At 55.0% G+C, this 15976-nt stretch carries 10 protein-coding genes and 1 tRNA gene; 7 read left to right on the top strand and 4 right to left on the bottom strand.

The window, feature by feature from the left end; all coding sequences use genetic code 11:
- Positions 1-178: 178 nt before the first annotated feature.
- From RIB44_06135 to RIB44_06125, 3 genes are all read right to left on the bottom strand, one after another.
- Positions 179-3265 (bottom strand): efflux RND transporter permease subunit, encoded by a 3087-nt coding sequence (locus tag RIB44_06135; protein ID MEQ8616154.1) that lies wholly within the window; start codon positions 3263-3265, stop codon positions 179-181.
- Complete coding sequence (locus tag RIB44_06130) at positions 3262-4431, bottom strand: HlyD family efflux transporter periplasmic adaptor subunit (protein ID MEQ8616153.1); 1170 nt, start codon at positions 4429-4431, stop codon at positions 3262-3264. The genes RIB44_06135 and RIB44_06130 overlap by 4 nt, the downstream gene beginning before the upstream one ends.
- 560 nt (positions 4432-4991) lie before the next feature.
- A tRNA-Arg gene (locus tag RIB44_06125) sits at positions 4992-5065 on the bottom strand.
- A 230-nt stretch (positions 5066-5295) separates the two neighbouring features.
- Here RIB44_06125 and RIB44_06120 point away from each other — a divergent pair.
- Together RIB44_06120 and RIB44_06115 are read left to right on the top strand one after the other, a co-directional pair.
- Entirely contained in the window at positions 5296-7182 is a 1887-nt protein-coding gene (locus RIB44_06120; protein MEQ8616152.1) for an AAA domain-containing protein, read from the top strand.
- Positions 7183-7365: 183 nt separating this feature from the next.
- The gene (locus tag RIB44_06115; GenBank protein ID MEQ8616151.1) at positions 7366-9135 is read left to right on the top strand and encodes an arylsulfatase; all 1770 of its coding nucleotides are present in this window, start codon (positions 7366-7368) and stop codon (positions 9133-9135) included.
- 4 nt (positions 9136-9139) lie between these two features.
- Here the strand turns inward: RIB44_06115 and RIB44_06110 are convergent, their stop codons facing one another.
- Complete coding sequence (locus RIB44_06110) at positions 9140-9790, bottom strand: glycine zipper domain-containing protein (GenBank protein ID MEQ8616150.1); 651 nt, start codon at positions 9788-9790, stop codon at positions 9140-9142.
- Positions 9791-10065: 275 nt separating this feature from the next.
- Between RIB44_06110 and RIB44_06105 the strand changes: the two genes are divergently transcribed.
- The 5 genes from RIB44_06105 to aldA all read left to right on the top strand — a co-directional run bounded on the left by RIB44_06105 (position 10066) and on the right by aldA (position 15945).
- Positions 10066-11166: an L-rhamnose/proton symporter RhaT gene (locus RIB44_06105; GenBank protein MEQ8616149.1), complete on the top strand. Its 1101-nt coding sequence runs from the start codon at positions 10066-10068 to the stop codon at positions 11164-11166.
- Entirely contained in the window at positions 11163-12233 is a 1071-nt protein-coding gene (locus RIB44_06100) for an aldose epimerase family protein (GenBank protein MEQ8616148.1), read from the top strand. Before RIB44_06105 ends, RIB44_06100 begins: the two co-directional genes overlap by 4 nt.
- A 256-nt stretch (positions 12234-12489) precedes the next feature.
- A complete protein-coding gene (locus RIB44_06095; protein ID MEQ8616147.1) occupies positions 12490-13506 on the top strand; it encodes an alcohol dehydrogenase catalytic domain-containing protein in 1017 nt (338 codons plus the stop codon).
- A gap of 139 nt (positions 13507-13645) precedes the next feature.
- Entirely contained in the window at positions 13646-14410 is a 765-nt protein-coding gene (locus tag RIB44_06090) for an SDR family oxidoreductase (GenBank protein ID MEQ8616146.1), read from the top strand.
- Positions 14411-14475: 65 nt separating this feature from the next.
- Positions 14476-15945, top strand: a complete 1470-nt coding sequence (gene aldA / locus RIB44_06085) for an aldehyde dehydrogenase (protein ID MEQ8616145.1) — start codon at positions 14476-14478, stop codon at positions 15943-15945.
- The last annotated feature ends 31 nt before the right edge of the window (positions 15946-15976 follow it).

The following is a 15976-nucleotide window of genomic DNA, read 5'->3' as shown; positions in this document are numbered from 1 at the left end:
GATTATGACAGGTATCGAGGCCAAGAAGCAAATTCGATGACCTTGTCTCACTGATACACTAGATACTTGATAATCGCCAATACCACTGACTGCTTAACTTGAGAGGGACAGGCTTACGCGATCTTTTGTCCACGCGCATCATGGCAAAAGCTGGCGAGGAGCGGCGAGCTGGGGCGTGTTACTTCACACGTAATAGACGTGTCAGAGAGGGGACCAGGTACAGGGCCATTAGCGTTGCCCCGCCTACGCCGCAGGCGATCGTGATCGCCAGAGGCGGCCAAAACCCTCCACCGCTGAGAATTAGCGGTAGGAACCCCACGATCGTGGTGATCGTTGTCGCAATAATATGTCGCGTGCAGCTAACGACAACATTCGTTAACGCCAAGACTTCTCCACGCCGGGCAGCCTCGTTGTTGCGGATTGCCGCGAGCACGACAATCGAGTCGTTGATTGCCAGACCAACTAATCCCATCGTGCCAACAATCGCCATGAAACCGAAGGGGAATCCAAACAACCAAAGTGACAACGGCCCCAGACCGATCGTGAGGCCCCCAACGACAATAATGATCAACGCACAACGAAACGAGCGGAACGAGACGACGAGTGTCAGAATCATCAACGTGAACAACACTCCCGCATTGGCTACCAGTCGTTGGACCGCGCTGGCACGCTCCGCATCTTCGCCACCAATGTCAAGCCGATATCCCGGTGGTAAACGGAAGCCGCTCTCTGCCAGTCGTTGTTGAAAGTCCTCAAGCACGACCGCCGGCAAGACTCCGGCGGTTAAGTAAGCCTTGATCTCGTTGGTTCGCTCACCGTCGATTCTCACCAAAGCGGCCACGTCGGAACCGAGCTCAAAATCCGCAATCGCTGCCAGGGGCGCAGCAACACTTGCGGCTGGTGGTGTTCCGGGAGGACCGCTTGGTCGAGTCGGACGACCACTGCCGAGTTGCAGTGCGGCCAGGCGATCAAGCCCGGTGGTGGATTCGCTAGCCATTCGCACGCGAACCGGCAATTCCTCATCACCGTCGAGCAGTTTGCCCGCCGGTGCGCCCTCAAGCGTCGTGTAAAGGTGGGAAGCGATTTGAGTTTCGTTATTTCCCGTCCGAGCCGACTGTTCGGCATCGACATCGACGATCAGCTTGGGGATTGTCTCTTCCGAATCGGAACGCGTGTGAATCACGTGCGGCGTCTGGCTGAGGAGCAATCGTAACTGATTGCCCAATTCCTGAAGCTTCTGCAAGTCCGGTCCAACCAGGCGCAGCTCAATGGGGGCGTCGATTGGCGGACCTTGCTCTAATTGGCGGACAATTGCGCGACATTCGGGGTGGTTGGCGTCGAGTTCGGATTGCAGTGCGCGTACCGCGGCAGTCGCCTTCTGTCCCGCGGCAAGTTCCGCAATCGCCTGCGCGTAGAAGGGTGTGCCTCGCCGGCTAGGGACCACGTTGTAATAGAATGTCGGCGCACTTCGCCCGATGAACCAGTGCAAACGTTCGAGCGCCGGATTCTTTACCAGGCTCGTCCGTAAAGTCTCGACCGTCGCGAGGGTCTTGGCGATCGGCTCACGAGCGGGCAATTCGACTTCAATTTGGATTTGCTTTCGATCTGAGGGGGGAAAGAACTGATTGGGCAACTGCCCCGCCACCCAGTAGCCGAGGCAGGGCAACGCGCATGCGAGCACGACACCGAGGATCGGCACGCGAAAAACGAACTTTAGGGACCAAACGTAAACCGACTGAATCAGTCGATTCGTGATCCCATAGGTGAACGTGCCGCGTTGGTCGGTCCTGATTCGCATCAGGCCTAATAGCGCCGGCACGACGGTCATCGCTAGGAGAAACGAAGAGCTAATCGCTAGGATCACGCTAATGGCAATCGTCCCGACAAACTCGCCAGGGGGGCCGGGGAGGATGGCGATCGGCATGAAGGCGAGCGTCGTTGTTAACGTCGAGCCGAACAACGGCATCGCTAGATGGCGAATGCTTTCGCGAATCGCATCCTGAGTGGTTTCGCCGCCGAAGATTCTTGCCCGGACATCTTCGACAATCACAATCGCGTTGTCGATCAACAGACCTAACGCGATGATGAGCCCGGTGATCGACATTTGATGCATCGGGATTCCCATCGTCCGCATCCCGGCCAGCACCATGAGCGAAGACAGCGGCAAAGTCACTCCCACCACAATCATGCTTCGCCAGCCCATCAACAGCAGCACGACGCACGTGACGCCCGCCGCGCCGAGGAATAGATTCTGCAGCAAGGTGTTTAGCCGGACGTCGATGAATTCCTGTTGGGAAAAGATGATCTCAACGTCGAGCTCGGCCTGATAGTCGTCTTGGAATTTCGCCACGAGCTCTCGCAAGGAGTTAGCCCAATGGTCGACACGTAGCCGGTCGTCGAAAAATGCGCCCAGCACAATTCCCGGCTCGCCATCGACCAGGGCGACGTCGGTCTTTGGCGTGATTGTGCGCTTCTCGATGGTGGCGATCTCCCTCAGCCGGACTGACTGGCCACGCGGGCCAAACCGGATGGTCGAGTCTCGCAGCTTGTCGATGTTCGAGTCGCTTGGCTTGAGGTCCAACAACAACTGCGAATCGTCGCCCCGCGCGTAACCCGCCGGCTGGCTTGCAATGTTCGCCGAGACTTGACCAGCGATCGCCGCAGTCGACAGCTGCGTCGCCACCAAAACGGTCGGCTCAACTTCGATCAGGTACTCTTCGCCGGGGTTGCCGAACTCTTCGACCGACTCGGTGCCCGGCAAGTTGCTGATTTGTTGCCAAAGCTGGCTGCTCAGCTTGCGTAGGATGGAAAGCTGAGGATCGCTCGCATCCCGCCACTTCACCGCGACGATCGCAGCGAACGCTTTGAGGGGAAAGATCTCGAAGTCGGGTGAGAAACAACCTGTGGGTAAATCGGCCTCGACATCTGCCAGCTTGTTGCGGACTTGTGACCAGACTTCCTCAACATCGTCGACCTCGTCGCTCAGCTTGATGACAAGGTTGGCGATGCCTGTCCGGCTGTTGGAGCGGATCTCCTTGATTTCCGCGATGCCTTGCAGTTGGTTCTCGATGCGAATGGTCACGAGCGACTCGACACGCTCGGCATCCGCACCGGGAAAGACGGTACTAATGACCGCTACGCGTTTCCCTAGCACAGGATCTTCAAGCCGGGGCATCAACACGAATGACGACAGCCCCGCCACGACAATCACGCCGACAAGGAGCAACAAAATCCGCGGATTCTTAAACAGGAAATGGGCGATCATTCACCCACCTCCGGCGGCCCCGGCTGTGTGAATTCTCGCTCGACGAGCTGTCCAGCGACACTTTGCCCCGGCACGATTCGATTTAATCCCTCAACGACGTACAAGTCGCCTACCGTAAGTGAACCGCGTACTAAGGCGTGTTCAGCTTCAAGTTGCAGCACTTCGACGATGCGCCGTTCCACCGTTTGTCCTTCCCCTTCGCCCTCAATGACGAATGCCGACCACAAGCCGTTGGCCTCGCGTTGCAAAGCAGAAAAAGGGAGCCAAAAGCCCGTGTTCTTGCTGCCGTTCCAAGAATGCACCTCGACGACTTCGCCAATCGTCCAATCAACACTCTCTTCGGTGTCATTTTCTCCATTGGCATCATCTCCTAGACCGGGCAAGTTGAGTGTCGCTAGTCGTGTACGTGACGACGCGTCGAGCTCGGGTGACTTGCTCGCTACGGTCGCAGGTCGCAGTTGTTCATCCCGTTTGATCCAGACCGTGTCACCGACCTTCGTCTGGCTCGCCTGGGCGATTGGTAGGTTCACTTCAATGACCGGCGGCGCGTCTTCGAGAATCTGAAAGTAGGGTCTTCCACTCGGCACCATATCACCAGCGGTCACGTTAATCTCTGCAAGCTGACAGCGGTAAGGGGCAACGATCAAGCCTTTGGATAATTCCCGCCCAAGCTCCGTCTGCTGCGCCTTTAGCCGCTGAATGTCTTGTTGAGCTCGCGTAATGAGTTGTCGATTGTTTTGCGATTGATAGGCAGCAAGCTGAGACTGAGCGTCCGCAAGAGACTTGCCGAGTCTCTCTTGCTGGTCCGCCAATTCTTCCTGTTCAAGCTCCGCAATGACTTCGCCTTCGGCGACAAATTCGCCAACCTTGTAGCGAACCTTTGCTACCCGCCCACCACGAGCGAATCCGAGAGAACTTGACCGGATGGGTTTGATCGTGCCAAAAGCGATGGATCGCTCGAAGACCTCTTCACTGAAAGTGACAGGTGCGACGTTGACCTTCAGTCGTGTCGGCTCGGGAGTCTCTGCCTCTCCTCGATCAGCAGAGCTAGGCTGTGAAACATCGCAACCCGAAGTAACTGTGCAGATACAGACAATGCTGGACAGCAATAAAAACGGTAATCTCAGCAAAAGAAAGTGCAAAGTATTTCGATCAGGCTTGGCCAAGAGTGTGCTCTATATGTGTCCTTAGAAGACAGAGTTCGTGGCTGAGTTGCGGATACTGACTTGGATCACTTGCTCAGTTCTATAACTTAGGCTCTGCCGACCTTCATTCCTAGGTACACGAGTAAGCCAATCAGTGTTAAAGAAGTAGCAATTTCCTCAGGGATGCAAAGCACTTGCTCGGCAGGGATCGTAAGAAGGTGGAATCTGTGCGGTCTTGGCAAGCATTGTCGATTGAGTTGAATTGGTATTCAGCGTACATCGTAGAGCACTAAATGCGTCGTCAGTTCGACCAGAGAAGTGAATCAGACAAAGACTTTCCGCTAGTCAAAAGTTCGTACCAATCGAAGAGCTCATCTGTAGCCAGTTCCCCAATATGAAAAGCTGAGCGGACTTGCATGCTTGCTTTGATGCAGATTTCACTTGGATCATCAAAGACGGTAAGAACCGTTCTTGGCGATCAGCCCGATCAAGAAAAGCTCGACCTAGGCAGGAATAGAGAACCGCACTGCCGAATGCCGGCAGGTAACTAAAACTCTGTGCTAGAGAGCACTTAGAGAAAGTACACCCCGCTGGATTCGAACCAGCAACCTTCGGTTTCGTAGACCGATGCTCTATCCAGTTGAGCTAGGGGTGCTTTTGGGCTGTGCAAGCAGGGTATTTTGCCAAAACGTCCGCTTAGCCGCAAGGGACGGCTGATTGGCAGACACGGCGGCTGCCGAATTGGTTCTATCGACAAACCCGCTAGCTAGCTCCAGCGAACCTGCCAGAATGCAGTATCGAAAAACTTCCGAGCGGTGAGACGTCAGCTCTCGGACCCAAAACGCCAACCAACCAAAGTATTCAGCGACAGGAAACGAGCGGCAAGTGGCGTGGGCGACAACCGAAGGATACTTCGACCAGATCGAACGCTGGCTCGAAATGGAAGGTGCCGCGGAACGTCAGCGGCTTGCTGATCGGCGGCTTCGCAAACAGGCTGGCAACCCTGAGCGAACGGGCGAGACGATCGTCAACCTTCGCATGGTCGATCATCGTGTTGGCCTGGCAGGACGAAATCTCATCGACTTCGCCAAGCCAGCCTCCGAACGCCTCCCCATGAATCGGCTCAAAGTTGGCTCGCCGGTGATTGTCTCTGATAATGCCAACCCGCAGGGTGAGAGTCTGCCTGGAGTCGTCAGTCGCAGAACCTCGGAAACTATTCAGATAGCTCTCGACCAATGGCCTGAAGCGCGCAACTTCCGGCTCGATCTGTCCCCTGACGAGCGGACGCGACTGAAGCAAGCTTCCGCCATTGCCAGAGCGAGGATGCTCTCCGGCTCGCAAGCCCGCTTGCGAGATTGCTTGCTCGCCCAACAAGAACTGCGTTTCGATAAACACCCGCCAGTTGAATTCGCCACGCAACTGAACCCGCCACAAGAGGAAGCGGTTCGATTTGCCCTCTCCGCGCGTGATGTGGCCGTCGTCCACGGACCTCCTGGGACTGGCAAGACGACGACCCTGGCGGAGGTGATTTATCAAGCAGTCAGCCGCGGCGAGAAAGTGCTCGCCTGTGCCCCAAGCAATACCGCAGTGGACAATCTCCTGGGACGGCTAATCGCCCTGATGCCAGCGGTCATTCGTGTTGGACATCCGGCGCGGGTGTTCGAGTCACTACGCGGACATACCCTGGATGAACTGGTCGAAGCGGACGACTCGCGATTGATCGTGCAAGAAATGTATCGCGACGCTGAAAACCTGATGCGAGCTGCTTCGCGACCATCGCGATCGCGAAACGCTTACAAGCACCGTGGCAATCTCTACGCGGAGGCGAAGAGCCTCCGCCAACAGGCGCGACTTCTTGAGAAACATATCATTCAGCAAGTCCTGAATTCTGCGGATGTGATCTGCACGACTTTAACAATCGATGAAGAACTTCTCGGAGACCGTCAATTCGACTTGGTCGTCATCGATGAAGCCTGCCAAAGTACAGAGCCCGCACTTTGGCAAGCGATGTTACGCGCGAAGCGTCTGGTCCTTGCAGGCGATCACTGCCAGCTACCGCCGACGATCCTCTCCGAAGAAGCGGCGCAAGAAGGGTTTCGGATCAGCCCGATGGAAAGGCTTGTCGAAAGTTTCGGCGAGAAAGTCTTCAAACGCCTGACTGTACAGTATCGGATGCACGAAAAGATCATGCGGTTCTCGAGCGACCATTTCTACGACGGAGAACTAGTCGCTGACGCGTCTGTAAAGCACCACCGCTTGTTTGAAGTGCCCGGCGTTGACGAGTCACTTGAGGATGACCCCATCCTGGAGTTCTGGGACACAGCGGGAGCAGGTTGGGATGAGGAACTAGAACCCGATGGCGAAAGCAAACGCAACCCGAAAGAAGCCAACTGGGTCGCTTCGCAAGTGAAGCAGTTTCTCGATGCGGGGGTTGTGCCGGAGGATATCGCGGTCATTGCCCCTTACGCAGCACAAGTACGACTGCTCAAGAATCATCTCCAGGTGAAAGGTCTGGAAATCGACACCGTCGACGGTTTTCAAGGCCGCGAGAAAGAAGCTGTGATTATCACGATGGTTCGCAGCAACTCGCAAGGAGAAATCGGCTTCCTTAAAGATACACGCCGTACGAACGTCGCACTGACCCGCTCCCGTCGGGCACTGCGTATCATCGGCGACAGCGCCACGCTGGGCGGGCACCAATTCTATTCGGATCTGTTAGACTACCTGCAAAAAGAAGGCTCTTACCGAAGCGTTTGGGAATTTGTTACCTAAGATCAATAACCGCTACTAACTCATTATTTAGGCCACGGATTGCACGGATTATCTAACACAAGAAAACGAAGAAAACAGAGGGTATGAATCTTTGTTTCTCTGTTCGCTCCGTTCTCTCCTGTTCAAAATAAACCTGTGCGATCCGTGTGATCCGTGTTTCCAAACTAAGGATTCTACTCTCGAATGCTTCGACTTCTCTCAACGCTTTTCCTTCTCGTTTTACCCATCATCGCCAGAGGCAGCTCCACCGCGCCGCCGAATGTCATCTTGGTGATCACCGACGATCAGGGCTATGGCGATCTCTCCTGCCATGGCAATCCGATCCTCGAAACACCGAACCTCGATGCACTTCACGCGGAAAGCGTTCGCTTGACGAACTTCCACGTTAGCCCAACTTGCACACCAACCCGCGGTGCACTGATGAGCGGCCACTGCTCCAATCGGGCGGGCACTTGGCACACCATCATGGGCAGGTCAATGATCCTTCCCGGTGAGACGACACTCGGAGAAGCGTTTTATGCGGGTGGCTATGCAACGGGAATGTTTGGCAAATGGCACTTGGGAGACAATTATCCCTTCCGGCCTGAGGATCGTGGTTTCCAAGAAGTAGTCCGCCACGGCGGTGGTGGCATCGGACAAACGCCCGACAGTTGGAACAACGCCTACTTCGATGACACGTACTTTCATAACGGTAAACAAGAGAAGTACGATGGTTATTGCACAGACGTTTTCTTCACGGAGGCGAAGCGATTCATTCAAGAACAGCATAAAGCGGGCAAGCCGTTCTTCGCGTACATCTCAACAAACGCCCCGCACGGACCGTTTCACTGCCCCGAGAAATACACGGCAGCCTACAAAGACAAGGTCAAACGTCCAGCCGAGGCGATCTTCTTCGGAATGATCGCCAACATTGACGAAAACGTCGGTGCCTTGCGGACGTGGCTGGCCGAAGCGGGCCTGAGTGAGAATACAATCTTCATCTTCATGACGGACAACGGCACTGCGACTGGGGAAAGAATCTACGGTGCCGGAATGCGGGGGAAGAAGGGCAGCCAGTACGAAGGCGGCCACCGAGTGCCCTGCTTCATCCACTGGCCAGCGGGCGGCGTCAGTCAGGCGGTCGATGTTGAGCAACTGACTGCCCATGTTGATCTGCTGCCGACGCTACAGGAACTTTGTAACTTGCCGGGGAAGGAAGGCTATTTTTATGAGGGCCAATCGCTTGTGCCATTGCTCCGCGACCATACGACTGAATGGCCCGATCGTGTGATCATTACAGACTCGCAACGTGTGCTGCATCCGATCAAGTGGCGACAGAGTAGCACCATGTCGCAGCGATGGCGGCTCATTGATGGCAAGGAGTTGTATGAGATCGAACTCGACCCAAACCAAAAGAACGATGTCGCCCAGCAGTACCCCGAAGTTGTCCGTAAACTACGTGGCGACTACGAAAAGTGGTGGGAAAGCCTGCAGCCGACCTTCAAAAAGGATGCGCGGATCGTCGTGGGAAACCCGGCAGAGAATCCAACTCGCCTAACCGCTCACGACTGGCTTATCGACGAAGGCGATGTCCCTTGGAATCAATCGTTCATTCGAGCTGGAAAACAGAACGTCGGTCATTGGGCGCTTCATGTCGAAGAGGCTGGCAAGTATCAGATTTCGCTTCGACGCTGGCCAGCGAGCATCGCTCACCCGATTGCCTCTTCACTGCCAGCAGGTGAGCCCTCACCCGGCCTGGCTGCGTATCGTGAAACCAAGGGAAAAGCTTTGGAAATTGGGCACGCAAAACTGCAGCTTGGAGATCACTTCCAACAGCAAAACTTAGGTGCAGGTGCAGATGAAGTCCGCTTTGAAGCATCTTTGGAAGCTGGCCCAATCGACCTCACAGGCGTTTTCATCCTTGATGATGGGACCGAAGTTGGGGCTTACTACGTCGATGTAGAACGCCTGTAGAACGCTACCATCCGCGATGATAGTGATGCCGATAAACTCTGGGACCGTGGTAGTAATGAATCACAGGAGCCGGACGAACGTAGACCGGAGCTGGCCGAACGACTTGGACCACTGGGCGGGGATTGATCGGCGTTGGCACGGCACGTCCCGCTGCGCGCTGTGCTTCCAGAACAACGCGGTCGCTAACGCCGGATTGCTTGAGTGAGATAAGACCATTTGGACTCAAATCAAATCGACCTCCGCGGCTTTGAATCGTGCTGATGATCAGATCGTCGCTCAGTCCGGCAGCGGTCATTTGAGTGAGGTCGAAGTTGGTCACAGCGGTTGCTGCAGCTTGGGCGTTGGCTTGATTAGCGATCGAGTTTCCCACGATCACTTGCTGCGTGTCGGCCCGATCTTGAGCGCTGCCAATCGCACGACCCGTGAGTGCTCCCACACCGGCTCCGATGAGCGCCCCACCTTCCCAGTTTTTGCTTCCGCCAATGAGAGCGCCGGTCAGCGCGCCCAAACCGCCCCCCACGATAGTTCCCTCGCGAGTATCGTTGCGATAGTAGCCCTGATTCGGCTGGTAGTAGTATTGCTGGGCTGCTGTTGGCGATACGAAAAGGCTCAGCACTAGGAAGGTCAGCAATACTTTCTTGGAATCGACAGCCATCGGTAGACTCGCAATATCTCAGAGGAATCGTCAGGATTTCACTTCACGCTCTTGTGTCTTTATCGACATGTCCCAAGAGCAGCAAGAGCGTTATCGTCTGCCGACCTTTCGCGATCAAACGCTAGCAGAGCGGTAGACCAAGCCGAGATTGCTAGCTACAATCGCGCATCGTAGACAATATGCAATGAAGGTGGCTTCGCGAATCTACTTCGCTGGAGCGGTAGCACAACCTTTTTCTCAATCTCATCCAGCCCCACCCACATCGGACTCAAACTATGGTCGAAGGAATCGCTTGGGCACTCGTCGCAGGGGTCATGCTCGGCCTCTATGCCCTCCCAGAAAAATTCACCAAAGGCTTCAAGGAAGAAAACACCTGGGGCCTGTTCTTCATGCTCACGATGTTCGCGGTCCCACTGATCGCGACGTTTGCGATGATGAAAGGGGTGGGAGAAATCTACGGCACCGAAGCCGTGAAAGAGATTCTTCCCCAGATGGTAGTGAGCAGTGTCTTGTGGGGCATCGGCGTGATGATGTGGGGAAAAGCCATCCATCACATCGGCGTCTCACTAGGGTTTTCGATTTTTATCGGGACGGTGATTCTTGTGGGCTCGCTACTACCCTTCTATCAAGATGGGTTGCCGCCTCAAAAAGCCCTGATTGCGATTCTTGCCGGACTGGCGTGTGTTCTCCTTGGCATTGTTGCCAACGGCAAGGCAGGTATTCAGCGTGAGAAAGACGAGGCTGAGAATAAGGCTGAGGAACAGTCAGAAGGTGATGATCACGGCAAGCAGTCAGTATCGACGGGCATTACGATCGCCGTCGTGGGGGGACTGTTGGCTACGGGGTTCAGTTTCGCCAACGCCGTTGGTCGTCCTCCTCTGCACGAAGCAAGCCAGGCTCAGGGCAACGCAGAATGGATCACCGCTCTAGCTGTCATGCTGCCGATTTTCTTGAGCGGCGGCGTGATCATGGCCGGCTACTTCGGTTGGCAACTAACGTCAAAGAATTCCTGGGGCTCGTTCAAGACGCCCAGCTTTGGCAAGAACTTCGTTCTCATTCTTATCATGGCGTTCTTTCACTACGCTGCTTCAGCCGTATTTGCTTTCGCGGCATTTAAGCTTGGGGACGTTGGCAACACCGTTGGCTACGCGATCTTCAATGCTACATGCGTGGTTACGGCTATTGTCAGCGGCATTGTCGCAGGCGAGTGGGCAAGAGCGTCCGACAAGGCGAAGAAACTGCTATATCTTGGCTTGGTTGGAATGGTCGTCGGCATCGTGATTATCGCTCTCGGTAACAAATTTGCGGGCGAAGCTGAGGACACAAAGCAGACCGACACCATTGAGAGTACCGCAAAGGAGGAAGCGGCAGAATGAACATCAGTAAAGCGCCGTTTGGCGACCATAACGGCACACCGGTCGAACTCTATACTCTAGAGAACGACAACGGCATCACGGTCAAGATCACCACCTACGGCGGAACCGTCACTTCGCTGGTCGCCCCTGACAAGAATGGCAACCGTGGCGACATCGCTTGTGGATTCGATACGCTCGCAGGCTACTTCAGCGACGATTACAAGGCAAACTCTCCCTACTTTGGTTGTCTAGTCGGTCGCTACGCGGCACGGATCAAGGATGGCAAGTTCACCGTCGACGGTCAGGAGCACCAAGTCGCTACGAACGATGGCCCTAACCATTTGCACGGCGGCATCGTCGGTTTCGACAAAGTCGTTTGGAACGCAGATGACGCCCGAACGGAGGACAACGCCGCCGTGCTTGTTCTTTCTCGGACAAGCCCCGATGGCGAGGAGTCGTTTCCGGGCAATCTCGAAGTCACGGTCGAGTATCGACTCAACAACGACAATGAACTTCGCATTTTTTACTCTGCGAAAACGGACAAGGCGACGCCCGTTTCACTGACCAATCACACTTACTTCAATCTCAACAGTTTCCAAGACAAGATTCTCGACCACCACCTGAAACTCAATAGCGATCGTTATTTGGTCCCTGACGAAACGAACGTCCCCGTCGGCGAAGAAGCCAAGGTTGCCGGCACGGTCTGCGATTTCAACACTGCAAAGCGCATCGGCGACGCTTTCGAGGAACTACCGATGGGCTTCGAACATTTCTACGCATTCGACAACCCCTCAGGCGAGTTGCAAAAGATCGCAGAAGTGACCGAGGCAACCTCTGGACGCACATTGCAAGTCTTCACCACCGAGCCGGGAACACTCTTTTACACGGGACGTTATACTTCAGACGATTTGCAACGTGAGTCAGGCGATCAGTTCGGTCAGTTCCGCGCATTCTGCATCGAGACCTCGAAGTACCCCAATGGCCCGAACATCGAAGGGGCTCCGCGTAGCATCTTGAAGCCAGGCGAGACCTACCAAGAAACCACCGTCTATAAACTAAGTTGGAGCGGTGGTGGCACCACAGCGTAAAACTCTCACGAGATGAATCCTCAAGTTTTAGCCACGGATGACACGGATTTCACGGATGAAAAAGTGATGCAGGGTGAAAGACATTTTTTTGCACAAGAAAAAACTCTAATAGTCGGCAGCACGGATTATCTAGAATTGTCGACGAACATTCATTGAGACTGGATTCCTCGGTCGGCGAGCCTCCCGTCGGAATGACACGATCGAAACCAATCCGTGAAATCCGTGCGATCCGTGGCCAAATAAGAACTCACCAATTATGAAAAGCGCTCAATACCAAGGCGATAAAACGATACAAGTCGGCAGGAGCGAAGCGTTGGCTCCTGCTGAAGGCGAAGTCCGCCTGGAGGTTGCGTTCTGCGGAATCTGTGGCACGGACATGCACATTTTCCACGGCGCAATGGACCAGCGAGTCGCCATGCCGCAGATCATCGGGCACGAAGCTTCTGCGACCGTGGCAGAAGTCGGTGAAGGAGTTACGTCAGTCAGCCCAGGAGATCGCATTGCTGTTCGCCCCCTGAAGTTTGGCGAGCCCGCGGCATTCGACAAGGGCTACGCCCATGTTGGCAAGAACCTGAAGTTCATCGGCATCGATTTGCCCGGCGGCATGCAGTCCTCATGGACGGTTCCAGGCTATACACTGCACAAAATACCTGACGATTTGAGCCTGGAACATGGCGCAATGATTGAACCTGCCGCGGTTGCCTGTCACGATGTTCGGTTAGGTCGTGTCAAGGCAGGCGAAAATGTGGTGGTGATCGGTGGCGGCCCGATTGGGTTGCTTATCGCTTTAGTCGCAAAAGAAAAAGGGGCGCAAGTAATACTCTCCGAGGTGAACGAGTCTCGCCTCGAGTTGGCAGAGTCGCTTGGCCTCAAGATTGTGAACCCGATCAAGAGTAATGTGCCCGAAAGTGTCAGCAAGCTCACCGACGGCGCGATGGCGGACTGCGTGTTTGAGGTCTCCGGTTCAGCCCCTGGGGTTGAATTGATGACCGAGCTGCCCAACGTCAGGGGTCGCATCGTCATGGTCGCGATCCACCCTCAACCAAAGCCCGTGAATCTGTTTAAGTTCTTCTGGTCCGAAATCGAATTGATTGGAGCCCGGCTCTATGAAGAAGAAGATTTCGACGAAGCAATCCAGTTGGCTGCAAAAGGCAAACTCCATCTCGACAAACTAGTTACTTCGATTAATCCAATCGATGACGTCCAACAGACATTCGAATCCATTGACGCCAACCCTGATGGGATTAAAACGCTCATCGACTGCCGATCTTAACTAGCCTTCCTTGTCATTCCGAAGGAGCCAGCGACTGAGGAATCCGGTTAGAAGGCGAACGAGAGTACTAACCCGATTCCTCGGTCGGCGAGCCTCCCGTCGGAATGACACCACTTCCTGACCAACCTTGAATCAAACCATGAACAACGATTTCGATCTCTCAGGAAAAACCGCTCTCATCACCGGCTGCAAGCGTGGCATCGGCAAAGCGATGGCAATCGGCCTTGCTGAAGCTGGCGCTGACGTCGTCGGTGTTTCGGCTTCGCTAGAGTCCTCAGGCAGCGAGGTTGAGCAAGAGGTCGAAGCAACGGGCCGAAGCTTTCGAGCCTACCAATGCGATTTCAGCGATCGCGAACAACTCTACGGCTTCATGGGTAATGTCAGGGCCGACATTGGTAACGTAGACATATTGGTGAACAACGCCGGAACCATTCTGCGCAAACCAGCCGTTGAACATCCTGATGAATACTGGGACAAGGTGATTGAAGTGAACCTGAATGCCCAATTCATCCTGACTCGCGAATTTGGAAAACTAATGGTTCAACGCAAGGCCGGAAAAATCATCTTCACTGCTTCACTGCTCACCTTTCAAGGCGGCATCACAGTTCCCGGCTACGCAGCCAGCAAGGGCGGTATCGGCCAACTAACGATGGCTTTCGCCAACGAATGGGCAAGCAAAGGCGTGAACGTGAATGCCATCGCACCCGGTTACATTGCCACAGACAACACGCAAGCGTTGCGTGACGACCCGGTCCGCAGTGAACAGATCCTCGCCCGTATCCCGGCAGGACGTTGGGGTGATCCCGATGATTTCAAAGGCCCCGTCATATTCCTCGCATCGGAAGCCGCCAACTACGTCCACGGCACGACTCTCCTCGTCGACGGCGGCTGGATGGGCCGCTAAGAAAGAATTGGCCGCTCGCGGCTTAGCCGCACCCACCCCAACCAACTACAACCCCAGAAACACGTATGCCTCACAAACAAACCATCGACGGAATCGACCACTACTCCATGTGGATCGACGGAGCCTCGCGTGAAGCCTCAACGGGCGAGTGGATTGATGTTGAAAGCCCCACCACTGAGGAAGTTCTCTTTCGCGTTCCTAAAGGTGACGCAAGCGACGCCCAACTGGCGCTCGAATCCGCGGCCTCAGCCCAAGCGGCTTGGGTAGCAACGCCAGCCGTTGAGCGCGGAAACTATTTGATCCGTCTAGCCGAACTTATTCGTGAAAATCGCGAGGAACTCGCTCGCATTCTAACCTTGGAGCAAGGAAAGATTTACTCACTTGCTCTTGGAGAAGTCGATGTCTCCGCGGACTTCCTGAACTACCCAGCCCAGCAAGCACGCCGTATTGAGGGAGACATCTATCCTTCGGACAACCCTGACGAGCACATTTACATTCACAAGGTTCCCTACGGCGTCTGTGTCGGCATCGCTGCTTGGAATTTTCCTTTGGCGCTAGCCTGTCGCAAAATCGGCCCAGCACTAACTGCTGGCAACGTGATGGTCGTCAAGCCGCCCGCAGTCACTCCGGTAGCCACCTTAGCCTTGAGCCGACTTGCCGAAGAGGCGGGAATTCCCAAGGGTGTGCTGAATCTCGTCACAGGCGGTGGCTCGACGATGGGTGCCGAACTGGTGAGCAACAAGATCACCAAGCTCGTCACCATGACCGGCAGCACGAAAACCGGACAAGAGATCTTCCGCAACTGTGCCGATCATCTCAAAGCGGTGCGCCTTGAACTTGGTGGCAAAGCGCCTTTCATTTTGCTCGACGATGGCGTTGTGGACAAAGCAGTCGATGCAGCGATGATCTCGCGGTACTTGAACTGCGGCCAAGTCTGCACTTGCAGCGAACGCTTCTACATCCAAGCGGGGGTCTACGATGAGTTCTTGGAAAAGTACATCGCGAAAAGTGCCGACTTGAAACTTGGCGATCCGATGGTGGAAGGCACCGACATCGGACCGAAGGTGAACCGCCACGAACTGGAACAGATGGAGCAGGTGGTCCAGCGTGCGGTCGATCAAGGAGCCGAAGTTGCCCTTGGAGGCAAACGCCCCGAGGGGAGTGACTTCGAGAAGGGGCATTGGTACGAGCCAACCATCCTGACCAACGTCACCAACGATATGGAAATCATGCAGGAAGAGGTCTTCGGCGTCGTCAGCCCCATCATGAAAGTCGACAGCTATGATCAAGCCCTGCAGCTAGCCAACGATAGCGATTACGGCCTGAGTGCTTACCTCTTCACACGAGACGTTGGACGAATCCAGCGGGCAATCCTCGAACTCGACTTCGGCGAAATCTACGTGAACCGCGCCATGGGCGAGCAACGTCAGGGATTCCATAACGGCTACAAGCTAAGTGGGACCGGCGGCGAAGACGGCAAGTACGGGCTGGAGAATTACCTCGAAAAGAAGACGTTCTACGTAAATCATTCCTAATCGGCTCTACTGGTGACCTTTTTAGGCTCTC

This window comes from Lacipirellulaceae bacterium (genome assembly GCA_040218535.1).
In the GTDB taxonomy this organism is placed as follows: domain Bacteria; phylum Planctomycetota; class Planctomycetia; order Pirellulales; family Lacipirellulaceae; genus Adhaeretor.
This window is presented reverse-complemented; position numbering and strand designations above follow the sequence as displayed.